The sequence below is a fragment of the Thioalkalivibrio sp. ALJ15 genome (assembly GCF_000383695.1).
In the GTDB taxonomy this organism is placed as follows: Bacteria; Pseudomonadota; Gammaproteobacteria; order Ectothiorhodospirales; family Ectothiorhodospiraceae; genus Thioalkalivibrio.
Window position 1 is genome coordinate 1 of record NZ_KB912062.1, and the last position, 25,198, is coordinate 25,198.

Sequence of the window (25,198 nt, forward strand, 5' to 3'; positions counted from 1 at the left end):
CTGCAGAGCCGGCAACCCGAGCCGGGGCTGCTGGTGCACTCCGACCAGGGCTGTCAGTACACCAGCGACGCCTGGCGGCGTCTGCTGGTGCAGCACGGCGCCCGGGCCAGCATGAGCCGGCGGGGTAACTGCTGGGACAATGCGGTGGCCGAACGCTTCTTCCTAAACCTGAAGATGGAGCGCGTCTGGCGACGGGACTATGCCAATCACGGCGAGGCCACCCGGGACATCACCGACTACATCGTCGGCTTCTACAACGAGCGCCGAAGGCACTCGACCCTGGGCTACCTGTCGCCTAACGCCTACGAGCGAAAATGGACAGCCGAAACACCGATCGAGGTGTCCGAAATCACTTGACCACTACACTCGCGCATCAGGTCGAGGAGGCCGTCGACGTTGGTCGGGTCTTCCGTTTCGAACATCACGCCCGCGCCGTTCTCGTCCAGGCGCATGACGATGCAATGCCAGACATGGGTCCGGCCGTCGGGCGCTTCTTCAGGGCTTACAATCAGCCGCACTCTGGAATTCTCGGAGAGACCGGAAATCGGCAGCTCCAAGTACAACCCGCTGAGGCTGACATCCCGGACCCGGCCACGGGCGCGATACCCTGGGGCACCGGATCGAGTCTGCACCTCGGCGGTCATGCCGATCGCCCTGCGACGCCCTTCGCGAAGCTCCATTGGCCACACTCCCTCCGCAGCTCATTCCGCTACGGCATGTTCGTGTCTTTCTTTGGACTGTAGTACATGCGTCTGGCCCCGGCTCGCGGGCGATGCGGAACCGCCCGCACTTCGCCCCGCACGCATCGGGAGACCCCAGCTCGCCGCTGTGACATGCGATCGACGCAGGATGGCGTGCGCTACACTGGGCGCCGATTCTCGTCCCACTTGGCGCCCCATTCGGTGATGCTCCTTACGCTGTTGATCATGCTCTTGTTGCTGGGCCTGGGTGTCGCGCTGATGCTCTGGCATGCGCGGCAGGTGTTCTCGGTGGAGCTGCGCGACGGGACGGCCCGCGTGCGGCGCGGCAAGCCCCCGGCCGGCTTCCTGCGTGGCTGCGAGGACGTGGCACGCCAGTTCGGGCTCAAGCGGGGCCGAATCGCCGCCGTGCGCACCGACGCGGGCGTGCAACTGCGCTTCTCCCGCGACCTGCCAGCAAAGACCCACCAGGCCTTTCGCAACGTCTGGACGCCCCCGCCGGGCGGCGGAGGTGGCGGCGGCATGCGCGCGACCGGATAGCAGGACGGTTCGGCCGATAGCCGGGGTCTCGCAATGACGATGAGGCCACCCCTTCAACACCAGACCTCCCTTTGCCACCCATGATCCCCGAACCATCGGGGCCAGCGTGCCTTTTGACCTTGGATCGCATCGAGTCGCCTCGCATATGCGACCGGCGGCTTGGAGGTCGGCTCGCACTAAGCGGCAGATAGAATGCAAGATATCGACAAGGGTCGATTTTGTGGGTGGTGCCCGTAGAGAAGACGGGTACGGCGCGGCGGAGCCAAGGGGGGCGAACATGAAGCTGAACATCGAGGAGTCCGGGCAGTATCGCTTCGGCCTGAGCCACCTGGGATTTCGTCCGTTCTTCCTCTTGGCCGGGCTGTACGCCGTTCTGGTCGCGGGTCTGTGGACCTGGCTCTACCACGTCGATATGGCGGCGCTGCCCACGGCCGCCTTTGGCGGACCCTTCGCCTGGCATGGCCACACGCTGATCTTTGGCTACGGCATGGCGGTGATCGCCGGCTTCCTGCTCACGGCCGTGCGCAACTGGACCGACATACAGACGACCCACGGCCCCTCGCTGCTGGTGCTGGCCGGACTCTGGCTCGGTGGCCGGATGGCGGCGTTGTTCGGGGACCCTGGGCTGGTCGCGATGGCGTTGTTTGATCTCGTCTTCACCCTGTGGCTGCTGGCCGCCCTGGCCCGCCCGGTATGGCAGGCGCGCCAGTGGGCCCAGCTCGCTGTAATCGGCAAGGTCGCGCTGCTGGGGGCGAGTAACGGGTTGTTCTATCTGGGCGCCTTCGATCTGCTGGACGGCGGCCAGCGCCTGGGACTTTACTCCGGGGTCTACCTGGTGCTGTCGCTGATCCTGATGATGGGACGCCGGGTCATCCCGTTCTTTATCGAGCGCGGCCTGGACGGTGCCTTTACGCCGGTGAACCGGGCCTGGCTGGACCGCCTGGCCCTGGTGCTGTTGCTGGCCTTCTGGCTGGTCGAAGTCTTCCTGCCCTGGACAACGGTCGCAGCGGCGCTGGCGGCCGGTCTGGCCCTGGCGCATGGCGTGCGCTGGGCGGGCTGGCATACACCGGCGCTGTGGGGCAAGCCGCTGCTCTGGGTGCTGATGCTGGCCTACGGCTGGATCGTGATCGGCTTTGCGCTGCGGGCCGCGACCGAGTTCACGCCCCTCGCCCCGATGGCCGCGCTGCACGCCTTTACCTACGGGGGCATCGGTCTGATGACCCTGGGCATGATGACGCGCGTGGCCCTGGGCCACACCGGGCGCAATGTCTTCGATCCGCCACGCATCCTGGGCGTGCTGTTCGCCTTGCTGGCCATCGGGACGCTGGCACGGGTGGCCGGGCCCCTGCTCTGGCCGGCCCTGACCGCAACCTGGATGGGCACCTCGCAACTCCTGTGGATCGCGGCCTTCGCCGGATTCGTCTGGGTGTACGCCCCGATGCTGGTCAAACCGCGCACCGACGGCCGTTACGGCTAGGAGCCTTTCCGCGCCCTCTTCCGGCGGGACGCGATCAGCCCTTGATGCAGACCAGGGGTTCGACGCGGGCGACGAGGCGGGCAAGGCCGGCCTCGTGGGTGGCCTGCACGACCTCGGCGACGTCCTTGTAGGCGCCTGGGGCCTCCTCGGCCACGCCGCGCAGGCTGGGGCTGCGAATCACGATGCCGCGGGCGGCGAGTTCATCGACCAGGGCGCGCCCGCGCCACTGGCGGGTGGCCTGATGGCGGCTCATCGCCCGGCCAGCGCCGTGACAGGCGGAGCTGAATGACAGGTCCTCGGCCTCGCGGGTGCCCGCCAGGATGTACGAGGCGGTCCCCATGGAGCCGCCGATCAGGACCGGCTGGCCGACATCCCGCAGGGCCGCCGGGATCTCCGGGTGGCCAGGGCCGAAGGCACGGGTGGCGCCCTTGCGGTGCACGTAAAGCTCGCGTTGGCGGCCGTCGACCAAGTGGCGTTCGGTCTTGCAGGTGTTGTGCGAGACGTCGTAGAGCAGATCCAGCCGCGCTGCGGGGAGGACGTCGGCAAAGACCTGACGGGTCAGGTGGGTGATGATCTGGCGGTTGGCCAGCGCACAGTTGATGGCCGAGCGCATCGCGCCGAGGTAGCGCTGGCCCACCTCCGACCGGATCGGTGCGCAGGCCAGCTCGCGGTCGGGCAAACGGATCCCGTGCTCCTCGGCGGCCAGTGCCATCTCGCGCAGGAACTCCGTGCCGATCTGGTGCCCCAGCCCGCGCGAGCCGCAATGGATACTGACCACGACCGCGCCGCCTTCCAGCCCGAAGGTACGGGCCACATCCTCATTGTAGATCTCGGTGACATGCTGCACCTCGAGGTAGTGGTTGCCGGAGCCCAGGGTGCCCATCTCCTTGCGCTGGCGCTTGCGCGCGAAGTCGGACACCGCGTGCGGGTCGGCGCCGGGCATGCGGCCGCGTTCCTCGGTGCGGTCGAGGTCGGCGTTCTCCCCATAGCCCTGGGAGACGGCCCAGGCGGCGCCGCCGGCGAGCATCTCGGTCATCTGCTGATCCTGCAGGTGGATTCGCCCGGTGCTGCCGACGCCGGCGGGGACCGTGGCGAACAGGGCATCCGCCAGCTCGCGTTTCACCGCCTCGATGTCCTGGCGGACGAGCCCGGTGTGCAGGGTGCGCACCCCGCAGGAGACATCGAAGCCCACCCCGCCGGCCGAGATCACGCCACCCTGGTCGGGGTCGAAGGCGGCCACACCGCCGATCGGGAAGCCGTAGCCCCAGTGGGCATCCGGCATCGCGTAAGAGGCCTGGACGATGCCGGGCAACGTGGCAACGTTGGTAGCCTGCTCGGCGACCTTGTCGTCCATCTGGCGGATCAGCCCGGCCGTGCCGTAGATGATCGCGGGGACCCGCATGTCGCCCCCGGGCTCGAGCTGCCAGGCGGTGTCGGAGAGGCGGGCAAAGCGGCTCAGGTCCATGGTGGTTCCTCCCGGCCCGGGGTATTCCCGTCATGGCCGTCAGGGCGAGACACGACGGGATACGCCGCACGGGGCATGCTCAAATATCGAGCACGCACTGTGCGACCCAACGCCCGTCGTCCTCGCGGCGCACGTCCAGCTGCGTGAAGGTGGCCCCCTTCACCTCCACGCAGGGCTGGTGACGCGCAACCTCGGTCTTCTCGCCCCAGGCCTCGGCCAGCAGGCGGTCACCCTCGATCTGCACACAAAAGCGCGAGAACAACAGACCGTTCACGGCCATCTCGTACACCAGGCCGTTGAGAAAATCATAGAACAGGATCTCCGGGTCCGCGGCCTGCGCGCGGACTTCCACCGAAATCTCCGGGCGCACGGTCTCCGGGTCGGTGATCACGGCGGTCATCGCGTGCGCGGCAGCGGCAAAGGCCTCGCCGAGGGTCCCACCAAAACCGCGCACCCCCATGTCGGCGACGTGCGGGAAATGCTCCCATCGCTCGGCCGGGACCTCCGGAGGCGGCGTTGTGCTCATGCCGACGCGGCCGGCTCAGCGCGCGCACTGACAGGCAGCCAGAGGTCCCGCCCAGGCGTCGAGCAGTTGCTGGCGCACACGGGCGTCGTCACAGTGCTGCAGTTGCTCCCGCGTGGCGGCGAAGGTGTGCGTGACCCAGCCGGAGTCCGCGGCGCATTCGATCTGGATCTCCCAGCCGCCGTCGCGTGGTTCGACATCGAAGGTGTAGTTGCTCAGGTGCAGCTCCTCCAGCAGGCCGCTGACCACCTCCCGCGCCCGGGAAAGTTCCTCGATTGACAGCGCCATGGTCTCCTCCGGCATGTTGCCCTGCAGCCACTGCCCGAGCCGGCGGGTGGCCTATGCGAACGGCGGGCGCACCCCTGTGGCAATGAAGTCAGGCCATCGGCACCCGCAAGCGCCTGATGATCAACGTCGACTGCGCGCGACCAGGAAGCGGATGCACGGGACTGCGTCCTTCATGCGGGGCCCGCAAAGGGCTCGTGCATCTGCAATGATGTAGGCCATGGACGGCCCGCGTGCAACGCGGCGGCCAGCAGAACCAGGCACGCAACACGAAGGGATCGGGGAGAAAGATGCTGGAACTGGGTGTGGTCGCACTGGCGACCTTCTTCGTGACCGTAGGCCCCGTGGACGTGGCGGTCGTGTTCGCTGTGCTGAGCCAGGGCATGACACGGGCCCAGCGACGCCGAGTGGCCTGGCGCGCGGCATTGCTGGCGACCGCCATCCTGATGCTGTTCGCGCTATTCGGCGAGGCCGTGCTGTCGGTACTGGGCATCACCATGCCGGCGCTGTACACCGCCGGCGGCATCCTGCTGTTGCTGATCGGGATCGACATGGTCTTCGCGCGCAGCTCCGGCGGGGTCTCGGCGACCCCGGCGGAAACCAGCGAGGCGCGCAGCCGGGGCGACATCTCGGTATTCCCGCTGGCGACCCCCATGCTGGCCGGGCCGGGCGCGATGGGGGCGGCAATCCTGCTGATGAGCCGGGCCGGCGATGACTGGATGGCCCAGGCGGTGGTGCTGGGCGCGCTGGCGGCGATCATGGTGCTGGCCCTGATCTGTCTGCTGGTGGCATCACGCCTGCAGCACCTGCTGGGGGTCACCGGCGCCCATGTGCTGACCCGTATCCTCGGCGTGCTGCTTTGCGCACTGGCCATGCAGTTCATATTCGACGGCCTCGAGCAAAGCGGCCTGCTGGGCTGACGAACTTGCACCTCGGCAAACCGGTGCGTTTGCTGCTATGAACTAGGTAATCGCCGCCTGTTCGCATTCCGTTCGCTGTTGGCCGCGGTTCCCATCCTGTTGCATTGATTTGTGTTCGGTTAGGGGGAACCGAGGGAGGCAGCCATGAACACCCTACCGAGCTTTACCGCGCCAGCCATCGCGGGGCTGGCTTTCGTGTTGATCACGTTTTCCGGCTGCGGCCAGTCGAACGACTCGGCCCAGGCCGCGGAATCGGACGCCATCATCCAGGAAGAACCGGAAGCGCCGGCCATGGAGCGCGCGATCGGCTTTTTGGAGTCCTGGATCGAGTTATTCGACACCATGAGTGCGGAACTGGCCGGGGTCGAAAGCCGGGAGGCCGCCAATGAGCACGCCACCTGGCTGACCGAAGAACTGACGCCGCGCCTGGAACAACTGGCGAGCGAGATGATCGTCTTCATGGAGTCGATCGAGGAACACGAGATGGAGGTCATGGAGGCGTCGTTTGACGCCCCGGAAAACCACCAGCGCATGCTGGAACTGGAAGGGCGCATGGAGCAGTCGCTGGATCGACTGGAAGAAAACATCATGCGTGTCGAGACAGCGCATGCAACGCCGGCCCTGGAGATGGCGTGGCTGAACTTCGCCCGGACCAACGAGCGGCTGGAACGGCAGATGGAGGCCACGTTCGCCGGTGGCGCGCAGGCGGTTGGCAGTCCCGCATGGTGCGACGCCATGGCCAACACGCCCCAGGCCCAATGGACGATGAACGACGCCTTCGCCTTTGCCAACCACTGCGTGGGGCGCTGATGCGGGGCCCCGGCATAGCTCCCGGAGCCCCGCTTGCAGGTTCAATCGACAGATTGCCGCGGCCCCTGCGGGGCCTCGCAATGACGTCAGCGCCTTGCGCGCCGCACGATGACGAGTGGCGCGTCCCGGCTGACTACTGCGAGCAGAGGCCGCCGTCGACAACAAAGGTGTTGCCCGTGCAGCCGGAGGCGGCGTCGGACAGCAGGAATACCGCCATCCCGGCGCATTCCTCATTACTGACGTAGCGGCCCAGCGGGATGCGCGCCTCGAAGGACTTGTGCACCTCGTCGGCGTGGCCCGGGTTCGCCTGCTCCTCGATGGACTGCATCATGCGGTTCGCGACCGGGCCGGGGTTGAGCGTATTCACGCGGATGTTCTCCGATCCCAGCTCGGCGGCCAGGCACTTCATCATGCCCACCACCGCGTGCTTGCTGGACACATAGGGCGACAGGCCCGCAGCCCCGCGCAGCCCGGCTACGCTGGAGGTGATCACGATGCTGCCGCCATTGCCGCGACGCAGCGCAGGAAGGGCCGCCTCCGCGCCCAGACGTACGCCATGCACGTTGACGGCAAAGACCTTTTCCCAAGCCGCGTCGGAACGGCTGTCGAACGGGCCCACCTCGCCCTCGATCCCGGCGTTCAGGAACACGCCATCCAGGCGCCCGAAACGTTCCAGTGCCGTCGCGACCATGCGCTCGTTGTCCTCGCGCCGCGTGACGTCCACGGCCAGACCTACCGCACGCTCGCCCAGGGACTGGGCGATGGCCTCCACCGGCCCGGCTTCGCGGTCGGTAATCACCACACTGGCACCCTGCTCGTACGCCATGCGCGCCGTGCTCTCGCCAATACCACCGGCACCACCGGTGATTGCGATCACTTTTCCTTCCAAGGGACTCATGCTGTGTCTCCTTCATCGTGCAGTCGGGTAACCGCGGCAAGGCGCTCGCGGACAAAACCATTATCAGCCCGGCAAAGGCCAGGCATCTTGATCCGGGTCACGACTCTTGCCGCATACGACTCCCGGCGGGCCGAACGAGCGATCTACAGGTTCGTGTACTTGCGTGCGCGGCCTCGCGCCTTGTCCACCGGGTATTTTTTCGCGTTGGTTTCCAGCTTGTCGCTCGCGGCCTGCACGAGGTCGATGTTCAGCTTGCGCGCCAGCATCAGCAGATAGATCTGCACATCTGCGATCTCGGCCCGAACCTCTTCCAGCGCCTCGCCGGACAGGCCACGCGACTGCTCCTCGGTCAGCCACTGGAAGTGCTCGATCAGCTCGCCGACCTCACCCGCCAGCGCCATCGAGAGATTCTTCGGCGAATGGAACTGCGCCCAGTCGCGCTCTTCGACGAACGCCTCCAGCCGCATCGCCAGCTCATCCAGCCCCCGCGTGTTGGTCGACCCCATGGCCATCGCTCCTGTCGCATCCGTTTCTCTGGACTCGACACCGTAACGAACTCTCGCCGCGCCGTAATCCGCCTGGTAATCGCCCGCGCAGGCACAGAACTGGCGCCACCGGGATGTTCGAACGCCGGAGGTCCCGGCTCGCTCGGGAACAGCGCACGTACTGACGAGCAGGCATGCGAGGCCTAGCCCGCCCCCTGTGCGGCGGAAGAACCCGCCTTACAGCCCCGGGAACGCTCCCGAGTAGACGCTTGCTGCGCCAGGAGCGTATCGGACAAACCAGACAGAACTGGTAAGGCGGCTGTTTCCGGCAAGGCCCGGGCGACGAGCACGAGTTCGTCCCGCTGCCCTGAGCGCCGGGGCCGGCATCCGCGAAAGACGTACTACAGGATGCTCTCGATCGCGCCGCGCAGGTCGGTGGAGTTGGGGCCGACCCGGCTGGGGAAGTGCGCGACCACCCGGCCGTCGCGGTCCACCACGTACTTGTAGAAGTTCCAGCGCGGGGCGTCGGCCTGGCGCGCCAGTTCGCGGAAGATCGGGTGCGCACCGTCACCGCGTACGCCGATCGGCTTGAACATATCGAAGGTCACGCCGAAGTTCTGAAAACAGACACGCGCGGTCTCCGCCTCGTCATCCGCCTCCTGGTTGAAGTCGTGCGAGGGGAAGCCGACGACCTTCAGGCCCTGGTCCCGGTAATCCTGGTGCAGCCGTTCCAGCCCGCCGAACTGATCGGTGTAGCCACAGTGGCTGGCCGTGTTGACGATCAGAAGCGGGTGCCCCTGAAAGCGCTCCTGCAGATTGACCACCTCGGAGGAGTGCAATCGACCCAGCTCGTGCTCGAACAACGCCGCCCGGTCAGGCTCGGCGGCACTGGCAAGCGCCAGAGGAAAGACCAGCAGGATGGCAGCGAACAGGCGCATGAACAGGGGCATGTCGAATCTCCGCGATAGCTCGACGTTCAGACCATCGGTAACAGCCAGGGTTCTGCGCATCGCCCACCCGATGCCGGTGACGCCCTGCAGCGGAACGTCCGCCGGCCCGTTCCGGTCCGACGCCCCGCACGGAACGAACTCAACCGAGATGGAGAACCTGATGACCGCTTCCAGCGACCCGCTTTTCCGCCCGTATCGCCTTGGCGATCTAGAACTGCCCAACCGGATACTGATGTCACCGCTGACGCGCTCGCGCGCCGCCCAGCCGGGCGACGCACCCTGGGAGCTGAACGCCGAGTACTACGCCCAGCGTGCCGGAGCGGGCCTGATCATCGGCGAAGCGACCCAGGTATCGCCGCAGGGCAAGGGCTACGCCTTTACGCCGGGCATCTACTCGGCCGAGCAGGTCGCCGGCTGGGGCAAGGTCACCGCGGCGGTGCACGCCGCCGGGGGCCGCATCCAGGCCCAGCTGTGGCATGTCGGCCGCATCTCGCGCCCGGAGCTTCAGCCCGATGGCGCCCAGCCCGTCGCGCCCTCCGCCATCCAGCCCAAAGGTGCCTACACGTTTGTCAGTGCGGACTCCGGCATGGTGGAGGTGCTCGAACCCCGCGCGCTGGAGACCGACGAGTTGCCGGACATCGTGGAGCAGTACCGCAAGGCGGCGCAGAACGCGCGAGCGGCCGGCTTCGACGGGGTGCAGATCCACGCGGCCAATGGCTATCTGCTGGACCAGTTCCTGCGCAGCGGCTGCAACCAGCGAACCGATGCCTATGGCGGCTCGGTCGAGAACCGCATGCGCCTGCCGCTGGAGGTCGTGCGCGCGGTCATCGGGGTATGGGGACCGGAGCGAGTCGGCATCCGCGTGAGCCCCACTGGCAGCTTCAACGACATGCATGACGACGACCCGCTGGCTACCTACAGCGCCTTTGCCCGCGAGCTGGACGCCACCGGCATCAGCTATATCGAGGTCGTCGAGGACTCGTTCCAGGGCAACCACGAATCCGGCCGCCCGGAACCCGTGATCGACGCGATCCGCGAACACTTCAGCCGCACCTACATCGGCAACGGCGCCTACACCGCCGACGAGGCCCGTCAGCGCATCGACGCCGGGCGCTGCGACCTCGTGAGCTTCGGCCGCCCCTTCATCGCCAACCCGGACCTGCCGGAACGCTTCCGCCGCCATGCGGAGCTGAACGAGTGGGACGAGGCAACCTTCTATGGTGGCGACGAACACGGCTACACGGACTACCCCGCGCTCGACTAGTGCCCTGACCAACCCGTCGCCAGCGCGAAGGCGTAGCGGTATGTTGGCGGTATGCAGATCGACCCCGTCATCCGCGAGTGGCTACGCCTGGCCGGGCAGGCGCCCTCCTCGCACAACACCCAGCCCTGGCGGTTCCGTGTAGACCGCGCGGGGGTGGAGGTCTGGACCGACCCGACGCGTTCGCTCCCGGTGAACGACCCGACCGGGCGCGAACGCATCATCAGCTGCGGCTGTGCGGTGCTGAACCTGCGCGTGGCCGCCGCCGCGGACGGCCAGGGCCTGAACGTGCGGCCGGAACAGGCGGGCGACGGCCCGTTCGTGCGGCTGTTGACTGGGCACCATGGGGGAGCAGGCCAGCAGGACCTGGAACCACTGCGAGAATGGATCGGTGAACGCCGCTCCTGGCGTGGCCGGTTTCTCACCGGCGAAATCTCCCCGGACATCGTCGAAACACTCGTGCATGCCGCCCGCCAGGAAGGGGCCTGGCTGCGCCCGATCACGGGCGACGAGCGCCGCGAGGAGGTCGCCAACCTGATCCGCGCGGCGACCGCTGCACAATGGAAGAATCCCGCCTGGCGCCGCGAACTGGCGCAGTGGATGCGCCCGGCCTCCCGGGGCGACGGCCTGCCGGTCGGTCGTGTGACCGGCGGCCTGGCCCGCTGGAGCGTCCGCCATCTGGTGCCCGCCCGCGCGATGGCGCGCGGCGAGGCAAGGGCGGCACAGGCGGCCCCGTTGCTGCTGGCATTGGGCACCGGAATCGAGGGTCCGATGCAGTGGCTGACCGCCGGACAGGCCCTGCAGCGCGTACTGCTCGAAGCCGCCCGGCACGGGCTATGCGCCCGCTACCTGAATCAGCCCGTCCAGCAGGCCGATTGGCGCCCGCAACTGGCCGAGACCCTGGGTGGGGGCCAGCCGCAACTGCTGTTCGCGCTGGGCCTCCCGGACGGCACATCCCACCCTACGCCGCGCCGCCCGCTGGACGACTTGCTGAAACACTGAGGCAAACGCAGACCCAGGTACGATTCCGGCCCTCCCCGCGCGAGCCAAAACGCTCTATGTTGGAGACACAAGGGCACGCGACAGCACGAGAGGGACAGCATGACAACACAAGGAATACAGAGGGCGTATGGACGGCGGGCCGCAGTGCTGGCCCTGGTCGGTGTGTTTGTGCTGGCGAGCGCCTGCGCACCGCGAGTCTCGGTGCAGGAGGAACGCCAGCTGGGCGAGGAACTGGCCGAGGAGATGAACGCGGAGTTGCCCATCGTCGAAGAGCCGGCCATCAACGACTACATCAATTCGCTGGGCCGCTCGATCGCGGCGGTGGCCGACGATCGCGAAGAGATCGACTACACCTTCTACGTCGTCAACGGGCCGGACGTGAACGCCTTCGCCGTGCCCGGCGGCCATATCTATGTCTACCGCGGCCTGATCGAGCGGGCCGATGACATGTCCGAGCTGGCCGGCGTGCTGGCGCACGAGGTCGGGCATGTGGTGAAGCGCCATGGCATCGACCAGTGGCGCCGTGCGCAGCAGGCCGAAATGGGGCTCGCCGTCGTCTACGGCGTGATTCTCGGACGCGACCCTGGCGCGGCGGAGCAGGTGGCCGTGCAGGTCGGCGCCGCGGGCGTGTTCGCCGGCTACAGCCGCGAGGCGGAGCGCGAGGCGGACGACGTGGCCATTGGCTACCTGGTGGATGCCGGTATCCACCCCGTTGGCCTCGTCTCGTTCTTCGAAACCCTGCTGGACGAGCGCGACCGGGATCCCGGCCGGGTCGAGCAGTTCTTCGCCACACACCCCACCACCCGCGAGCGTGTGGAGAACACCCAGGCGCGGATCGACGCGCTCCCGCAGGAAACACTGGACGGGCTGGCTCGAGACAGCGATGATTTCCAGCGCTTTCGCCGCCAGGTCGAAGCACTACCGGAACCGGAGTCGGATTAGACCGAAATGTCCATGCTCACCGCGTTACTGCTGATGATTGCGCTGCTGCTGGCCGCAGCGGCATTGATCATCTGGCAGGCCAGCATCCTGTTCAGCCTCGAGATCGTGGACGGCAAGCCGCGGGCACGGCGCGGCGACGTGCCCATGCACTTCGAGCACACAGCCCGGGATGTCGCCCGGCGCTACGGCATCCAGCGCGGCCGCCTGACCGCGATGCGCACCCGCGAGGGCGCACGCCTGCGCGCCTCCGGCTCCATCCCCCGCGAGGCGCAGGGCGAGCTGCAAACCGCCCTGAAGCGCATCAAGCTCGGCCGTCGGCGCCGCCGCAAACGCCGCTAAAAGAGCACTGGGGCGCCGATTCGCGCCCTTGAACGGCGCCCCGATCAGTGGCCGTGGCCATGGTGGTGATCGTGGCCGTGCTGATGTCCGTGCGCGCCGGGCCGATCCTCGTCGTAGCCACGGGCACGCTGGTAGGCCTCCTTCTGCTCATCCGACAGCAGCTCGTCCATTTCCAGGTGGTGGGAAAGATGGACGTGGCGCAGCCGCCCACGCAACTCGCCGATCTCGACCGTCAGCGCCTCGATCTGGTCGCTGGTGATCTCGCGCGAGGCAAAGCGCTCGTCAAGCTCACGCTCCAGATCGACGATCCGCTGCCCCAGCTCCCGCGCCTGCTCGCGCATGGCATCGAACAGCCGCTCGGTCTCCGCCTGCTGCTCGGCACTGAGATCCAGTTGATCGGCCACCTCCAGCACATGGAGCGGACCGGGATAGCCATGCAGCTCCGCCGGCAGGGCCATCCCCAGCCCCTGCCCATCCAGCAGACCCTCCTGCTCCTCGGCCGACAGGGCCTTGATCTCGCGGTCCTGCAGCGTCGTATACGGGTTGGCCAGCGCGGGGGCCATACAGCCGGCCAGCGCCAACCCGATAACCCAGCGCACTGGGGCCAGAGATTTCATCAGCGACTCCTTGGGGATGATTCGTCGGGCATAACGCATGATCGACCCCCTAAGGGATGGTCGGGTTCCGCTACAAGCGCGGGCAACCAACCGAGCACGAGCACATGCATGGGCACGTGACTTCCTTAAACGGCGACGTCGGCCAGGTGGCCCTTGCCTTCCAGCCAGGCGCGGCGTTCGGAGGCGCGCTTCTTGCCGAGCAGCATGTCCATCAGCTGCTGGGTGTCGTCGGCGGCGTCCAGGGTGAGCTGCACCAGGCGCCGGGTGTCCGGGTTCATGGTGGTCTCGCGCAGCTGTAGCGGGTTCATCTCGCCGAGGCCCTTGAAGCGGGTTACGGAGACCTTGCCCTTCAGCTTTTCCGCCTCGATGCGTTCCAGCACCCCGGCCTTCTCGTCGTCGTCCAGGGCGTAGAACGTCTGCTTGCCGACGTCCACGCGATATAGCGGCGGCATCGCGATGTAGATATGCCCCCGCTCCACCAGCGGCCGGAAGTGTTTCAGGAACAGCGCGCACAGGAGGGTGGCGATGTGCGCGCCGTCGGAGTCCGCGTCGGCCAGGATGCAGACCTTGCCGTAGCGCAGCCCGTCCAGGCTGGCCTGGCCCGGGTCCACGCCCAGGGCCACGGAGATGTCGTGGATCTCCTGCGATCCGAGCACCTGGTCCGGATCGACCTCCCAGGAATTCAGGATCTTGCCGCGCAGCGGCATGATCGCCTGAAAGTCGCGATCGCGCGCCTGCTTGGCAGAGCCACCGGCCGAGTCGCCCTCGACCAGGAACAGTTCGGTGCGCTCCAGGTCCTGGCTGGCGCAGTCCGCCAGCTTGCCCGGCAACGTCGGGCCCTGGGTGACCTTCTTGCGCACCACCTTGCGCCCGGCGCGGCTGCGCTTCTGCGCGTTCTGGATCGCCAGTTCGGCGATGCGCTCGCCCTGCTGCGGGTGCTGATTCAGCCACAGGCTGAAGGCGTCCTTGACCACGCCGGAGACAAACGGCGCGGCCTGACGCGAAGACAGACGCTCCTTGGTCTGCCCGGCAAACTGCGGGTCCTGCATCTTGAACGACAGCACGCTGGCGACCCGCTCCCAGACATCCTCCGGCGCCAGCTTGATACCGCGCGGAAGCAGGCTGCGGAACTCGCAGAACTCGCGCACCGCGTCGGTCAGACCGGTGCGCAGGCCGTTCACGTGCGTGCCGCCCTGGGTGGTCGGGATCAGGTTCACGTAGCTCTCACTGACGACCTCGCCGCCCTCCGGCAACCAGGTCACCGCCCAGTCCACCGCCTCGGTGGCGCCGGCCATCGCGCCCATGAAGGGCTCCTCCGGCAGGCGCTCCAGGCCGTCCAGCGCCTCCACCAGATAGTCGCGGAGGCCCGCCTGATAGCACCACTCGCAGGCCTCGCCGGTGGTCTCGTCGCGGAAGGTGACGGTCAGACCCGGGCACAGCACCGCCTTGGCGCGCAGGATGTGCTTCAGCCGAGGTACCGAGAACTTCGCCGAATCGAAATACTGCGGGTCCGGCCAGAAGTGCAGCGTGGTGCCGGTATTGCGCTTGCCGACCTCCCCCACCGGTTCCAGGTCCTGCGTCTTGTGGCCGCCGGCGAAGGCCATGCGGTACTCGCGCCCGTCACGCTTGATCTGCACCTCGAGCTTCTGCGACAGGGCATTGACCACCGACACGCCCACCCCGTGCAGGCCGCCCGAGAACTGGTAGTTCTTGTCGGAGAACTTCCCGCCTGCATGCAGCGTGGACAGGATCACCTCTACCCCCGGGCGGTTCTCGCGCGGGTGCAGGTCCACCGGCATGCCACGGCCGTCATCGGAAACGGATACCGAGTCGTCCTTGTGCAGGATCACGTCGATGCGCTTGGCGTGGCCACTGATCGCCTCGTCCACCGAGTTGTCGATCACCTCCTGCGCGAGGTGGTTCGGGCGGGTCGTGTCGGTATACATGCCCGGGCGCTTGCGCACCGGGTCCAGCCCCTCGAGGACCTCGATATCGGATGCGGAATAGCTCACACAGGAACCCCTTTATTGATCATGCCCTTTGCCGAACCCGGCCTTCTGAACAGGCACCGTCATTGCGAGGAGTGAAGCGACGAAGCAACCTCCCAACGAAACCACCGACATTGGTCCGGGCCAGCGTCGGAGCCGCCCGGGGAGATTGCTTCGTCGGCTACGCCTTCTCGCAATGACGGGGCAACCGTATTCGTGGCCAGCGCGGTGGCCTGTGCGCAGCGTACCAAAGCCCGCGGGGGAAAGGCTGCTTGCAATCCCGGTTCCGATCCCAACAATGCAGGACAGATTCCGTATCCCCGTCTTCACAGGAGGTTTCCGATGGAAGAAGCCGCGAGCATAACCGGCGACGATATCCTCGACGTCACCCAGGAAAGCTTCCAGCAGGCCGTGCTGGAAGAATCCGCCCGCCGCCCGGTCATGGTCGACTTCTGGGCCGCCTGGTGCGGGCCCTGCCAGCAGCTGATGCCGCTCCTGCAGCAACTGGCCGCGCAGTACGCCGGCAAGTTCCGCCTGGCCAAGGTCAACAGCGACGAGCAGCAGGCCCTGGCCCAGCAGTACGGCGTGCGCAGCCTGCCCACCGTGATGGTGTTTCGCCACGGCAAGCCGGTGGACCAGTTCATGGGCGTACAGCCGGAGCCGAACATCCGCGCGATGATCGACCGCTACCTGGAAAAGCCCTCGGACAGGATCATCGAACAGGCGCGCGAACAGGCGAAAACCGGCGATGTGGACGGTGCCCTGGCCACGCTCAGGGCCGCGCTCGAGGAAGACCCCGACAATGGCGACCTGCGCATCGAGCTGGCCCGAGCGCTGGCCCAGTCTGGCGATGCGGACGCCGCCGAAGCGGAGCTGAACAAGCTGCCGCTGGACCAGCACGAACAGGACGCGGTGAAGGAACTGCGTGCGCGACTAGTCTTCGCCAAGACCGCGGCCGGCATCGACCCGCAGGCCGTGGCGACGGAGATCCAGTCCGGCAACCCCAGCCCCGAGGCACTGGAGAAGATGGCCGCCTACGCGATCCTCTCGGGCCGCGCCGAGGAGGCGCTGGGGCTGTACCTGCAACTGATGAAGCAGCACCGCGCCTACAACGACGGCGCCGGCCAGAAGGGCCTGCTGGCCGCATTCAAGGTGCTGGGGGATGACCATCCGCTGGTCGGACAGTACCGGCGGCAGATGGCGTCACTTCTGTACTAAGGAGACGCTCGGGAATCCGCTCGAACAGGGGCTTCGCGGGCGACCGCGCTCCTGCATGCGCCCCATCGGCCAGGGGGCTGGCCTCCTACGAGGGGCGCGGTCCAGCGCTGTAGGAGCCGAGCCCTCTCGGCGATCAGACGCAGGCCAACCCATCCGACGGACGCCGAACCCCTGCCGTAGCCACCGGGAATACATCCGGCGCGGGCGGGGCTACGCGTGCGCGCGATACGGCAGCACCCCATCGGCCAGGGGGCTGGCCTCCTACGAAAGCGCAACATCAGGTGCTGGCGACGAGCTCTCCGGTGAGTTCGGTCCCAGCGGCCAGGGTCGAGTAGATCGTGCCCTTCTGCACGTTGCGGTGCAGGATCTCCAGCATCTCCTCATCGTCGTCGGTCCCGACTTCGATGCGGTACTCGATTCTGGCGATTGCGGGCGGGTCGTCCTGGCGCCAGCCACGCAACTGGATCGACAGGGTGTCGATCTCCATGCGCAACATTGGCAGGGCCCGCTGAATACCCCTCACCATGCAGGCCCCCAGCGATGCGAGCAGCAGCTCCGGCGGGCTCAGCGCATCGTCACGCCCGTCCATGTCGGTGTCCAGGGTGATCTCGGCCTGCTTGGCGCTGGCCACACTGCCGTGCGAGTCCAGTCGTTCAACGCGCAACTCGTATTCGAGCATCGAAACCTCCGCTGGAAGAATGCGCCCGGCCCGTCCGCTGCGGTCCGGGCGATCCGTTCGGTCAGTTGCTGCCGACGATCCGTTCGATCACGGCCTCCGGCTCCTGGTAGCCGGACATCTGCTGGCCGTCCTCGGTGATCAGGGCCGGGGTGCCGCGCAAATTCAGCTGCTGGCCCAGCGCCATGTGCGCGTCCTGCGGGGTGCCGCAGCTGCCGTCGATGTCGTCCAGAGTGTCACCGGCCTTGGCGCGATCCATCGCGTCCTCGCGGTCATCCGCACACCAGATCCGGTCCATGATCTCCGGGGAGTTCTGCCCCAGCACCGGGAACATCAGGTAGCGCACCTTGATACCGGCCTCCAGGTACTGCGGGATGTCCTGGTGGATCTCGCGGCAGTAGGGGCAATTCGGATCGGTAAACACGTTCAGCACGCCGCGGGTGTCGCCGTTCGGTGAATAAACGACCAGTTCGCTGTCGTCGATCTCGGCGAACATGTCGGCACGCACGCCCCGCAGCGAACCCTGGGTCAGGTTGTCACGGGTATCCAGGTCAATCAGGTTGCCCTGCAGCAGGTACTTGCCATCCCCGGACACATAGAAGATCTCGGTGCCGTAGCGCACCTCGTAGATCCCGTCCATGCCGGTTTCCTGGATGCTGTCGATCTCGGCATTGGGGATGACCTCGGCCATGCGCTCCTCGATGGCATCGGTCGCGGCGGCGGTGGTAGTGAAGGCGGCCAGCAGGACGGCCAGGGGCAGTGCGCGTTTTACAAACATGGACTCTCTCGTGGCTGTACAAAAAAGGAGGCCAGTCTAGCAGGCCCAACAATACGGCCCGCCCGGCTCTGGCACGAAACTGGGGTAATAGACGTCAGCCGCGGGGATGATGTTCCGCATGCAGGCTCTGCAGGCGGGCGCGTGCGACGTGGGTATAGATTTGCGTCGTCGACAGGCTGGAGTGGCCCAGCAGCATCTGCACCACGCGCAGATCCGCCCCGTGGTCCAGCAGATGGGTCGCGAACGCGTGGCGCAGGGTATGCGGCGACAGCGGCGCCTCGATGCCGGCCACCCGTGCATAGTGCTTGATGCGATACCAGAAGGCCTGACGCGTCAGTCCCCGGCCACGCCGCGTTACAAACACGGTATCCACCGGCGGATGACCGGCCATCAGGTCGGCCCGGGCCTCGCGCAGATAGCGTGTCAGCCAGTGCACGGCCTCCTCCCCCAGCGGCACCAGGCGTTCCTTGTCGCCCTTGCCGGTCACGCGCACCACGCCCTGGCGGGTGTTCACCTCGGACTGCTCCAGGCCGACCAGCTCGGACACGCGCAGGCCGGTCGCGTACATCAGCTCCAGCATCGCGCGGTCGCGCAGGCCGACTGCGGTATCCAGTTCCGGGGCCGCCAGCAGCGCGTCGACCTGGCTTTCGGACAGGCTGTCCGGCAGCGGGCGCCCGGCGCGCGGGGACTCGATCCCGGCACTGGGGTCATCCTCGCGCTCGCCCTGGTGCACCAGGTAGCGGTAGAAGCGCCGCTGGCTGGACAGGGCACGGGTAATCGACTTTGGCCGCGCGCCCGCCTGCATGCGGGCGCTGACGAATCCCAGCAGATCGGCACCACTGGCCGTCTCCAGCGCGACCCCGCGCCCGTGCAGCCAGCGCGCCAGGGCCTCAAGGTCGCGGCGATAGGCCGCCAGGGTGTGATCCGACAGGCCCTCGACCGCCCAGAGCTCGTCGAGGAAGCGGTCGAGGGTGTCGGACTGGACTGCCGCTGCGGTCACGGCCCGCGCGCGGCCTACGGGTTACCTCCCGGGTTGCCCGGATTGCCGGGATTGCCGAGACCACCCATCGGATTGCCCGGCGCCTCGGGGTTCTCCGCGCGGAACTTGCCGGCGAGGTTCTCGAACACCTTGGTCAGCTCCAGCGGCAGCGGGAAGAAGATCGAGTTGGCGTTGCCGTTCGTCGACATGTCGGACATCGTCTGCAGGTAACGCAGCTGCAGCGCGGCCGGGCTCGCCTCCATCTGCTGCGCGGCCTGGACCAGCTTCTCGGCCGCCTGCAGTTCGCCCTCGGCGTGGATGACCTTCGCCCGACGTTCGCGCTCGGCCTCGGCCTGGCGCGCGATCGCGCGGATCATCGAGTCGTCCAGGTCGACATGCTTGATCTCGACATTGGTGACCTTGATGCCCCAGGCATCGGTCTGTGAATCGAGGATCTCCTGGATGTCGTTGTTCAGCTTGTCGCGCTCGGAGAGCATCTCGTCCAGGTCATGCTTGCCGAGCACGGAGCGCAGCGTGGTCTGCGCGAGCTGACTGGTCGCAGCGTAGTAATCCTCGACCTGGATGACCGACTTGGCGGAATCCACCACGCGGAAGTACAGCACCGCGTTCACCCGCACCGTCACGTTGTCCTGCGAGATCACGTCCTGACTGGGCACGTCGAGTGTGATGATGCGCAGGTCGATCCGCACCATCTGCTGGATGCCCGGAATCACGATGATCAGGCCCGGGCCCTTCACCGACTGGAAACGGCCGAGGAAGAAGATGACGCCGCGCTCGTACTCGCGCAGCACCTTGATCGACATCACGATGATGGCGACCAGGATGACTAGCGGGACGACAAAGAAACCGAGATCGTTCATGTCCTGCTCCTTCTGTGTTGAGGGTGCCGCGCCGGCGGGGGAAACACTGTTTAATGTACACGCTCGCGCTCGAGTCGCTTTTGCGTGCGAACAAGGCGCGGTGACCGCCGTGCAGTCATTCTGCACAAGGGAGCCGCAACGCCGTGCGCGCGCAAAAGCGGCCGAGCCCTTTCGTTAATTAAGTCGTAGGGTTGGCACCCCAGGTTCCCCGATCCTGCGTTGCGGCCCTTGCCGGTAGAACCACTACCGGCTGCGCACCGCGCCTTGTCTCGGAAAACCTGGGGTACCAACGCGAGTGTGTACATTAATCAGTGTTTCCCTAGCCGGCCGAGGCAGTGCCCGGGGTGTCTTCTTCAGTCACGGGTTCGACCCGAAGCCTGAGTCCTTCGATTGCGGTCACCCGCACCTTCTGTCCTTCGCGGACCGGTGCCGAAGTCTCCGCGTTCCACTGTTCGCTGTGGACCCAGACTCGACCGCTTTGGTCGAAGTCCTCGCGCGCCTCGCCGATCATGCCGATCATCTCTTCGTAGCCGGTGGCGGGCTTCTTGCCACGCAGGCTGAACAGCCGGCCCAGCACCCAGACCGACAGGATGCCGATAGCGATGGCAGTGCCAATCACCAGCGGGATCGCCACATTCAGCTGCGGGTCGTCCCACAGGATGATGGAGCCAACAGTAAAGGCCACGATTCCTCCTATGCCCAGCGCCCCGAAACTGGGTACGAAGGCCTCTGCAATCATGAAAATCATGCCCAGCAGCATCAGCGCCAGGCCCGCGTAGTTCACCGGCATCACCTGCAGCGCGAAGAACGCCAGTATCAGCGCGATCGAGCCGATCACCCCGGGATAGATCGCGCCCGGATTGGCCAGCTCGAAGATGATGCCGTATATCCCGATCAGCATCAGGATGTAGGCGATATTCGGGTTGGTGATCAGCGACAGCAACTGGGTGCGCCAGTCCGGATCCATGCGCACAATCTCCAGCCCCTCGGTCGACAGCGTCCGCTCGCCGTCGTGCATACGCACGGTATGGCCGTCGATCTGCGCCAGCAGGTCGTCGAGGTTGTCCGCGACGAAATCGATCACGTTCTGTTCCAGCGCGGCAGTCGCGGTCAGGTTGGAGCCCTCGCGCACTGTCTCCTCGGCCCACTCGGCGTTGCGGTCGTAGCGCTCGGCCAGGCCGCGGATGTAGGACACCGCATCTTCCAGCACCTTGCGCTCCATCGCGTCGCCGCCCCGGCGGGGTGAGGGGGGATCGTCTTCCAGCAGTTCCTCCTCGGTGGCCGGTTCGACCTCGCCGTTGTCGCCGTTGCCGTTGCCGTTGCCGTTGCCGTTACCGTTACCGTTGTCGCCATTGCCATTGGTCTCGTCGGTGGCCTCTTCTTCCTCCTCTTCCGGCGGATCCATGCCCGGCAGGCCGCCTCCGCCCATCTGCACCGGCGTGGCAGAACCGAGGTTGGTGGCCGGGGTCATCGCGGCGACATGCGAACCGTAGAGGATGTAGGTCCCGGCACTGGCCGCGCGGGCACCCGAAGGGTGGACATAGGTGACCACCGGGACATCCGATTGCAGGATGTTGCGGATAATGCTGCGCATGCTGGAATCCAGCCCGCCCGGGGTATCCAGCATCAGGACCATGATCTCGGCGTCCTCGGCCTCCGCGCGCTCGATACCGCGGCGGATGTAATCGCCGGTGGCCGGACCAATGGCATCTTCCACGGTCAGCACCAGTGCCTGCCGCTGCCCGGTGTCCGCCAGCGTGGACATCGCCAGCCAGCCGGCCCCCAGCAGCAGGAACGCCAGCCAGATTACGGTTCGCCAGAGGCGCATGCCGCCTCGCTTCATGGGCTTCCTCTCCCGTCGGTCCTGTTTCGTCGTACACTCGGCAACGCTTCACCCGGTACGTGCCCCCACCCTAAACCATAGGCTATTGCGCCGCTGATTCCCCAATCCCGATGTCCGCATCCCCCACGAACAAGGCAATGCATCCGCCACTCGGCCTGGTCCTGGCCGGCGGACAGGGTCGACGCATGGGCGGGCGCAACAAGGGCTGGGTGGAGTACCAGGGCCGCCCACTGGTGGAACAGGTGATCGAACGTCTGCGGCCGCAAGTGGACTCCATCGTGATCAGCGCCAACACCGATATCGACCGCTATCAGGCGCTGGGGTTTCCCTGTCTGCCGGATACGCGCCCCGATTACCCGGGGCCGCTGGCCGGGATCGCCGCGACATGGGCGCACGCCCCCGGCCACACCCTGCTCTGTGTCCCGGTGGATGCCCCGCACCTGCCTCCGAATCTGGCCGCAAGACTGGGCCAGGCGCTGGGCTCCTGCGCCGCCCCGGCCGCGATCGCCCACGACGGCGAACGGCTGCAACCGCTATTCGCGCTGCTCAGACCCGAGCTGGCCGCGCGCCTGGAGACGGATCTCGCACGTGGCCCACTCGCGGTCGGCCGCTGGTTTCGCGACATTGGCGCCACGGTGGTCGACTTCTCCGACCAGCCCGGCGCCTTCGTCAACCTGAACACGCCCGAAGACCTGGTCGGCTGAGCGCCCCCTCCCGCTGCCACCGGTTATCGCTATACTCGGGCGTGCATAACGCAAGCAGGTGGCCATGAACCCAATCCCGACCAACCTCCCGCGCATCGGCTTTGCCGCCTGGAGCGGCAGCGGCAAGACCACCCTGCTCAAGGCGGTGATCCCCGCCCTGCGCGCCCGCGGCCAGCGCCCGGCCGTGATCAAGCATGCCCACCATGCCTTCGACGTGGATACCCCCGGCAAGGACAGCTACGAGCTGCGCCATGCCGGTGCGGACCAGATGCTGGTTGCCTCCTGCCGGCGCTATGCGCTGATGGTGGAGACCCCGGAGACCGACGATGGCCGCGTACCGGACCTGGACATGCTCTGCTCGCGCCTGGACCCGGAACGCGCGGACCTGATCCTGGTCGAGGGCTTCAAGCAGGCTGACCTGCCGAAGATCGAGGTCCACCGCCCCTCTGTCGGCAAGCCCCCGCTCTACCCGGAGATCCCCGGCGTGATCGCGGTCGCGACCGATGCTGCCGAGCTGGACTTCGACGGCCCCCTGCTGCCGATCAACGACCCCGATGCGGTCGCGCGTTTTATCATTGACCACTTCAACCTGAACCCCTGAACACCTGCCCCGGAGACGCCGAGCGCTATGTCCGTGCCCAGCTGCGACGAATTCGACCCCAACGCACTGACCCTGGAACAGGCGCGCGCGGCCATCCTGCAGGCCTGCGATGCACTGACCGAATCCGAGACGTTGGCACTGGAATCGGCGCTGGGCCGCACCCTGGCCGAGCCGGTCGCCGCCCGTATCGACGTCCCGCCGGCCGCCGTCTCGGCGATGGATGGCTATGCCCTGCGCGCCGACGACGCCGTCGAGGGCCGCGAGCTGATGCTGGCCGGGACTTCGGCCGCCGGGCACCCCTGGGACGGCACGGTGACACCGGGCCAGTGCGTGCGCATCCTGACCGGCGCCGTGGTCCCGGACGGGGCCGACGTCGTGATCATGCAGGAACAGGTCGAGCGCGTCGGCGAAACCGGGATTCGCCTGCACAACGGCGGCCTGGCGCCCGGGCACAACATTCGCGGCCCGGGCAGCGACACTGCCAGCGGGACCGCGCTATTCGCCAGGGGGCATGTCATCGGGGCGGCCGAGATCGGCGTGCTGGCCAGCCAGGGGATCGGCGAGCTGCAAGTACTGCGCAAGCCGCGGGTCGCATTCTTCTCCACCGGCGACGAACTGGTGCCGCTGGGACAGCCGCTGGGACCGGGCCAGATCCATGACTCCAACCGCCACACGCTGCGCGCGCTGCTGGCCTCCTACCCGGTCGAGGCGCTGGACTACGGCGTGATCCGCGATACAGAGGCGGCCGTTCGCGAGGCGCTGGAGCGCGCCGGGCAGGAAGCGGACCTGGTCATCACCACCGGCGGCGTCTCGGTCGGCGATGCCGACCACGTGACTCGTGTCCTGCAGGCCTCGGGCCAGGTCGGCTTCTGGAAGATCGCGATCAAGCCCGGCCGCCCTCTGGCCTTCGGGCGTTTCGGCAACGCCCACTTCCTGGGCCTGCCCGGCAACCCGGTCGCGGTCATGACGACCTTCGCGCTGCTGGTACGCCCTGCCCTGCAGGCCCTGGCCGGACGCGACACCACGCCGCCGCACACCATCAGCGCACGCCTGGTGGAGGACCTGCGCAAGACCCCCGGGCGCAAGGACTTCCAGCGGGCGGTGCTCGCCACCGATGAGCGTGGATGGGTCGTACGTTCGGCCGGCGGCCAGAGCTCGCACCAGCTGCGCGCGATGAGCGAGGCCAATGCCTACATCGTGCTGCCGCGCGAGTCCGACGGGGCGCGCGTGGGCGAATGGGTGGAGGTGCTCTCGTTCCGGGAAGTCTTCTGATCGCCGCAGCCTTCGGGATTGCAGGCTGGGGCCTTTGCTTTGAAGGCTGACTTATTCGCGAGTCGGGGCGGACTCGGCCATGGCGGCAAATTCCCGCTCCAGCAGGGCCTCGTCACCCAGATTGAGCTCGACCAGGCGGCGCAGGTGCGTCGCCGATTCCAGCGGCATCGCCTCGATCTCGAGTCCCAGCCACAGGCCCTCCTGCCAGCGTACGCGACCCTCGAACGCGATCCGCGCCTCGTCGGACAAAGGGATGTCCAGCGTGACCACGGCATCTGGCTCAAAAACTGGGATCTGCGCCCCCTCGACCAGGACACCGCGCAGCGATATGTCCTCGACGCGCACGGGACATTCCCCGTTCGCATGGATCAGGTTGGCCGGAAACTCCAGGGGGATACGTTGAAACCGTCGCTCCATACAGGAAGACTACGCGCTCCTTGCCCGTTCCACCAACCTGCATACCGATCCCGACCCTGCCCATGAGCCAAGACCCCAAGAATATCGAAGGCCTGCCCGCCGGCCTGCTGCGCCGCTTCGGCGCGATCATCTACGACGCCCTGCTGTTGATCGCGATCTGGATGGTGCTGGGCATGATCGTGGTGGCACTGGGCAACCTGACCGGCTGGTACTCCACCCGCGCGCATTTCATCGCCAACCTGTTCGTGGGCTGGGCATTCTTTTTCTGGTTCTGGACGCGCACCGGGCAGACCCTGGGCCTGCAGACTTGGAACATCCAGCTGCGCACCGAGCATGGCCAGCCGGTCAACGCCTGGCAGGCCACGCTGCGCTATCTGGTGGCGGCCGCCCAGTGGCTGGTGGTGCTGATGGCGATCTGGGCGGTGCGCGAACACGGCGCCGTGGCGACCGTGGCGGTTACCGCCGCAGCGATCTTCGCGCTGGGGCTGTCGCAGTTCCATCCACGGCGCTGGATGCTGCACGACTGGCTGTCCGGGACCGAGCTGGTACGCATCCCGGGCCTCGCCAAACCACGCTGGAAAAAAGACAAGGCGGCCTGAACCGACGCCGCCTGCGGCCCCGGAGCCCGC

At 67.1% G+C, this 25,198-nt stretch carries 29 protein-coding genes; 14 read left to right on the forward strand and 15 right to left on the reverse strand.

Annotation, left to right across the window (positions count from 1 at the left end; translation table 11 throughout):
• Window positions 1–357, forward strand: a 357-nt coding sequence (locus G015_RS0112895; protein ID WP_020146568.1) for an integrase core domain-containing protein, incomplete at its 5' end; no start/stop codon positions are given.
• Here G015_RS0112895 and G015_RS14180 read toward each other — a convergent pair.
• Complete coding sequence (locus tag G015_RS14180; protein ID WP_083925142.1) at window positions 303–680, reverse strand: PilZ domain-containing protein; 378 nt, start codon at window positions 678–680, stop codon at window positions 303–305. The genes G015_RS0112895 and G015_RS14180 overlap by 55 nt on opposite strands.
• A gap of 225 nt (window positions 681–905) precedes the next feature.
• Between G015_RS14180 and G015_RS0112905 the strand changes: the two genes are divergently transcribed.
• Window positions 906–1,238, forward strand: coding sequence for a DUF3634 family protein (locus tag G015_RS0112905; protein ID WP_026182187.1), 333 nt, complete (start codon window positions 906–908; stop codon window positions 1,236–1,238).
• Between the two features lie 277 nt (window positions 1,239–1,515).
• Window positions 1,516–2,715 carry an NnrS family protein gene (locus G015_RS0112910; RefSeq protein WP_020146855.1) on the forward strand — a complete coding sequence of 400 codons (1,200 nt, stop codon included), beginning with the start codon at window positions 1,516–1,518 and terminating at the stop codon, window positions 2,713–2,715.
• 34 nt (window positions 2,716–2,749) lie between these two features.
• On the opposite strand, the gene G015_RS0112915 is transcribed toward G015_RS0112910, so the two are convergent.
• From G015_RS0112915 to G015_RS0112925, 3 genes are all read right to left on the reverse strand, one after another.
• Window positions 2,750–4,180 carry an RtcB family protein gene (locus G015_RS0112915; protein ID WP_020146856.1) on the reverse strand — a complete coding sequence of 477 codons (1,431 nt, stop codon included), beginning with the start codon at window positions 4,178–4,180 and terminating at the stop codon, window positions 2,750–2,752.
• A 79-nt stretch (window positions 4,181–4,259) separates the two neighbouring features.
• Complete coding sequence (locus tag G015_RS0112920) at window positions 4,260–4,706, reverse strand: archease (protein ID WP_028490932.1); 447 nt, start codon at window positions 4,704–4,706, stop codon at window positions 4,260–4,262.
• A 15-nt stretch (window positions 4,707–4,721) separates the two neighbouring features.
• Window positions 4,722–4,991 (reverse strand): hypothetical protein, encoded by a 270-nt coding sequence (locus G015_RS0112925; protein ID WP_020146858.1) that lies wholly within the window; start codon window positions 4,989–4,991, stop codon window positions 4,722–4,724.
• Window positions 4,992–5,278: 287 nt separating this feature from the next.
• Between G015_RS0112925 and G015_RS0112930 the strand changes: the two genes are divergently transcribed.
• A complete protein-coding gene (locus G015_RS0112930; RefSeq protein ID WP_018138037.1) occupies window positions 5,279–5,908 on the forward strand; it encodes a MarC family protein in 630 nt (209 codons plus the stop codon).
• Window positions 5,909–6,052: 144 nt separating this feature from the next.
• Window positions 6,053–6,718, forward strand: coding sequence for a DUF3012 domain-containing protein (locus tag G015_RS0112935; protein ID WP_020146859.1), 666 nt, complete (start codon window positions 6,053–6,055; stop codon window positions 6,716–6,718).
• A 133-nt stretch (window positions 6,719–6,851) separates the two neighbouring features.
• On the opposite strand, the gene G015_RS0112940 is transcribed toward G015_RS0112935, so the two are convergent.
• The 3 genes from G015_RS0112940 to G015_RS0112950 form a co-directional block, all read right to left on the reverse strand.
• On the reverse strand, window positions 6,852–7,616 hold the full coding sequence (locus G015_RS0112940) for an SDR family NAD(P)-dependent oxidoreductase (RefSeq protein WP_018174563.1): 765 nt from the start codon (window positions 7,614–7,616) through the stop codon (window positions 6,852–6,854).
• 143 nt (window positions 7,617–7,759) lie between these two features.
• Window positions 7,760–8,122, reverse strand: coding sequence for a nucleotide pyrophosphohydrolase (locus G015_RS0112945; RefSeq protein WP_018138034.1), 363 nt, complete (start codon window positions 8,120–8,122; stop codon window positions 7,760–7,762).
• A gap of 380 nt (window positions 8,123–8,502) precedes the next feature.
• Window positions 8,503–9,051 carry a glutathione peroxidase gene (locus G015_RS0112950; RefSeq protein ID WP_018138033.1) on the reverse strand — a complete coding sequence of 183 codons (549 nt, stop codon included), beginning with the start codon at window positions 9,049–9,051 and terminating at the stop codon, window positions 8,503–8,505.
• Window positions 9,052–9,211: 160 nt separating this feature from the next.
• Between G015_RS0112950 and G015_RS0112955 the strand changes: the two genes are divergently transcribed.
• From G015_RS0112955 to G015_RS0112970, 4 genes are all read left to right on the forward strand, one after another.
• Window positions 9,212–10,315, forward strand: coding sequence for an alkene reductase (locus G015_RS0112955; RefSeq protein ID WP_038038672.1), 1,104 nt, complete (start codon window positions 9,212–9,214; stop codon window positions 10,313–10,315).
• 51 nt (window positions 10,316–10,366) lie between these two features.
• On the forward strand, window positions 10,367–11,314 hold the full coding sequence (locus tag G015_RS0112960; RefSeq protein ID WP_020146860.1) for a nitroreductase family protein: 948 nt from the start codon (window positions 10,367–10,369) through the stop codon (window positions 11,312–11,314).
• Window positions 11,315–11,458: 144 nt separating this feature from the next.
• On the forward strand, window positions 11,459–12,256 hold the full coding sequence (locus G015_RS0112965) for a M48 family metalloprotease (RefSeq protein WP_018649087.1): 798 nt from the start codon (window positions 11,459–11,461) through the stop codon (window positions 12,254–12,256).
• 12 nt (window positions 12,257–12,268) lie between these two features.
• Complete coding sequence (locus tag G015_RS0112970) at window positions 12,269–12,595, forward strand: DUF3634 family protein (protein WP_018138029.1); 327 nt, start codon at window positions 12,269–12,271, stop codon at window positions 12,593–12,595.
• Between the two features lie 44 nt (window positions 12,596–12,639).
• Here the strand turns inward: G015_RS0112970 and G015_RS0112975 are convergent, their stop codons facing one another.
• Complete coding sequence (locus G015_RS0112975) at window positions 12,640–13,212, reverse strand: Spy/CpxP family protein refolding chaperone (RefSeq protein ID WP_018994278.1); 573 nt, start codon at window positions 13,210–13,212, stop codon at window positions 12,640–12,642.
• Between the two features lie 125 nt (window positions 13,213–13,337).
• Complete coding sequence (gene parE / locus G015_RS0112980) at window positions 13,338–15,224, reverse strand: DNA topoisomerase IV subunit B (protein ID WP_018138027.1); 1,887 nt, start codon at window positions 15,222–15,224, stop codon at window positions 13,338–13,340.
• A gap of 318 nt (window positions 15,225–15,542) precedes the next feature.
• Between parE and trxA the strand changes: the two genes are divergently transcribed.
• Window positions 15,543–16,418 (forward strand): thioredoxin, encoded by an 876-nt coding sequence (trxA, locus tag G015_RS0112985; RefSeq protein WP_018138026.1) that lies wholly within the window; start codon window positions 15,543–15,545, stop codon window positions 16,416–16,418.
• 277 nt (window positions 16,419–16,695) lie between these two features.
• Here the strand turns inward: trxA and G015_RS0112990 are convergent, their stop codons facing one another.
• From G015_RS0112990 to G015_RS0113010, 5 genes are all read right to left on the reverse strand, one after another.
• Window positions 16,696–17,097 (reverse strand): OsmC family protein, encoded by a 402-nt coding sequence (locus G015_RS0112990; RefSeq protein WP_018138025.1) that lies wholly within the window; start codon window positions 17,095–17,097, stop codon window positions 16,696–16,698.
• Between the two features lie 61 nt (window positions 17,098–17,158).
• A complete protein-coding gene (locus G015_RS0112995; RefSeq protein WP_018138024.1) occupies window positions 17,159–17,872 on the reverse strand; it encodes a DsbC family protein in 714 nt (237 codons plus the stop codon).
• 94 nt (window positions 17,873–17,966) lie between these two features.
• Window positions 17,967–18,872, reverse strand: a complete 906-nt coding sequence (xerD, locus tag G015_RS0113000; protein ID WP_018138023.1) for a site-specific tyrosine recombinase XerD — start codon at window positions 18,870–18,872, stop codon at window positions 17,967–17,969.
• Window positions 18,873–18,886: 14 nt separating this feature from the next.
• Complete coding sequence (locus G015_RS0113005) at window positions 18,887–19,732, reverse strand: slipin family protein (protein ID WP_018138022.1); 846 nt, start codon at window positions 19,730–19,732, stop codon at window positions 18,887–18,889.
• Window positions 19,733–20,051: 319 nt separating this feature from the next.
• On the reverse strand, window positions 20,052–21,575 hold the full coding sequence (locus tag G015_RS0113010) for a nodulation protein NfeD (protein ID WP_018994730.1): 1,524 nt from the start codon (window positions 21,573–21,575) through the stop codon (window positions 20,052–20,054).
• Window positions 21,576–21,712: 137 nt separating this feature from the next.
• On the opposite strand from G015_RS0113010, the gene mobA reads away from it, so the two are divergent.
• From mobA to glp, 3 genes are all read left to right on the forward strand, one after another.
• Complete coding sequence (gene mobA / locus G015_RS0113015; protein ID WP_018138155.1) at window positions 21,713–22,279, forward strand: molybdenum cofactor guanylyltransferase MobA; 567 nt, start codon at window positions 21,713–21,715, stop codon at window positions 22,277–22,279.
• A gap of 64 nt (window positions 22,280–22,343) precedes the next feature.
• Window positions 22,344–22,880, forward strand: coding sequence for a molybdopterin-guanine dinucleotide biosynthesis protein B (mobB, locus tag G015_RS0113020; protein ID WP_018138156.1), 537 nt, complete (start codon window positions 22,344–22,346; stop codon window positions 22,878–22,880).
• Window positions 22,881–22,907: 27 nt separating this feature from the next.
• On the forward strand, window positions 22,908–24,152 hold the full coding sequence (gene glp, locus G015_RS0113025) for a gephyrin-like molybdotransferase Glp (RefSeq protein ID WP_018138157.1): 1,245 nt from the start codon (window positions 22,908–22,910) through the stop codon (window positions 24,150–24,152).
• Between the two features lie 51 nt (window positions 24,153–24,203).
• On the opposite strand, the gene G015_RS0113030 is transcribed toward glp, so the two are convergent.
• A complete protein-coding gene (locus G015_RS0113030) occupies window positions 24,204–24,569 on the reverse strand; it encodes a PilZ domain-containing protein (RefSeq protein WP_018138158.1) in 366 nt (121 codons plus the stop codon).
• 62 nt (window positions 24,570–24,631) lie between these two features.
• Here G015_RS0113030 and G015_RS0113035 point away from each other — a divergent pair, with 62 nt between their 5' ends.
• A complete protein-coding gene (locus tag G015_RS0113035) occupies window positions 24,632–25,168 on the forward strand; it encodes an RDD family protein (protein ID WP_018138159.1) in 537 nt (178 codons plus the stop codon).
• Window positions 25,169–25,198 lie beyond the last annotated feature (30 nt).

Excerpts from the sequence above, each read along its gene's own strand:
- G015_RS14180 (WP_083925142.1), bottom strand. The coding sequence starts at position 680 with ATGGAGCTTCGCGAAGGGCGTCGCAGGGCGATCGGCATGACCGCCGAG.
- G015_RS0112905 (WP_026182187.1), top strand. The coding sequence starts at position 906 with ATGCTCCTTACGCTGTTGATCATGCTCTTGTTGCTGGGCCTGGGTGTC.
- G015_RS0112910 (WP_020146855.1), top strand. The coding sequence starts at position 1,516 with ATGAAGCTGAACATCGAGGAGTCCGGGCAGTATCGCTTCGGCCTGAGC.
- G015_RS0112915 (WP_020146856.1), bottom strand. The coding sequence starts at position 4,180 with ATGGACCTGAGCCGCTTTGCCCGCCTCTCCGACACCGCCTGGCAGCTC.
- G015_RS0112920 (WP_028490932.1), bottom strand. The coding sequence starts at position 4,706 with ATGAGCACAACGCCGCCTCCGGAGGTCCCGGCCGAGCGATGGGAGCAT.
- G015_RS0112925 (WP_020146858.1), bottom strand. The coding sequence starts at position 4,991 with ATGGCGCTGTCAATCGAGGAACTTTCCCGGGCGCGGGAGGTGGTCAGC.
- G015_RS0112930 (WP_018138037.1), top strand. The coding sequence starts at position 5,279 with ATGCTGGAACTGGGTGTGGTCGCACTGGCGACCTTCTTCGTGACCGTA.
- G015_RS0112935 (WP_020146859.1), top strand. The coding sequence starts at position 6,053 with ATGAACACCCTACCGAGCTTTACCGCGCCAGCCATCGCGGGGCTGGCT.
- G015_RS0112940 (WP_018174563.1), bottom strand. The coding sequence starts at position 7,616 with ATGAGTCCCTTGGAAGGAAAAGTGATCGCAATCACCGGTGGTGCCGGT.
- G015_RS0112945 (WP_018138034.1), bottom strand. The coding sequence starts at position 8,122 with ATGGGGTCGACCAACACGCGGGGGCTGGATGAGCTGGCGATGCGGCTG.
- G015_RS0112950 (WP_018138033.1), bottom strand. The coding sequence starts at position 9,051 with ATGCCCCTGTTCATGCGCCTGTTCGCTGCCATCCTGCTGGTCTTTCCT.
- G015_RS0112955 (WP_038038672.1), top strand. The coding sequence starts at position 9,212 with ATGACCGCTTCCAGCGACCCGCTTTTCCGCCCGTATCGCCTTGGCGAT.
- G015_RS0112960 (WP_020146860.1), top strand. The coding sequence starts at position 10,367 with ATGCAGATCGACCCCGTCATCCGCGAGTGGCTACGCCTGGCCGGGCAG.
- G015_RS0112970 (WP_018138029.1), top strand. The coding sequence starts at position 12,269 with ATGCTCACCGCGTTACTGCTGATGATTGCGCTGCTGCTGGCCGCAGCG.
- G015_RS0112975 (WP_018994278.1), bottom strand. The coding sequence starts at position 13,212 with ATGAAATCTCTGGCCCCAGTGCGCTGGGTTATCGGGTTGGCGCTGGCC.
- trxA (WP_018138026.1), top strand. The coding sequence starts at position 15,543 with ATGGAAGAAGCCGCGAGCATAACCGGCGACGATATCCTCGACGTCACC.
- G015_RS0112990 (WP_018138025.1), bottom strand. The coding sequence starts at position 17,097 with ATGCTCGAATACGAGTTGCGCGTTGAACGACTGGACTCGCACGGCAGT.
- G015_RS0112995 (WP_018138024.1), bottom strand. The coding sequence starts at position 17,872 with ATGTTTGTAAAACGCGCACTGCCCCTGGCCGTCCTGCTGGCCGCCTTC.
- G015_RS0113005 (WP_018138022.1), bottom strand. The coding sequence starts at position 19,732 with ATGAACGATCTCGGTTTCTTTGTCGTCCCGCTAGTCATCCTGGTCGCC.
- G015_RS0113010 (WP_018994730.1), bottom strand. The coding sequence starts at position 21,575 with ATGAAGCGAGGCGGCATGCGCCTCTGGCGAACCGTAATCTGGCTGGCG.
- mobA (WP_018138155.1), top strand. The coding sequence starts at position 21,713 with ATGCATCCGCCACTCGGCCTGGTCCTGGCCGGCGGACAGGGTCGACGC.
- mobB (WP_018138156.1), top strand. The coding sequence starts at position 22,344 with ATGAACCCAATCCCGACCAACCTCCCGCGCATCGGCTTTGCCGCCTGG.
- glp (WP_018138157.1), top strand. The coding sequence starts at position 22,908 with ATGTCCGTGCCCAGCTGCGACGAATTCGACCCCAACGCACTGACCCTG.
- G015_RS0113030 (WP_018138158.1), bottom strand. The coding sequence starts at position 24,569 with ATGGAGCGACGGTTTCAACGTATCCCCCTGGAGTTTCCGGCCAACCTG.
- G015_RS0113035 (WP_018138159.1), top strand. The coding sequence starts at position 24,632 with ATGAGCCAAGACCCCAAGAATATCGAAGGCCTGCCCGCCGGCCTGCTG.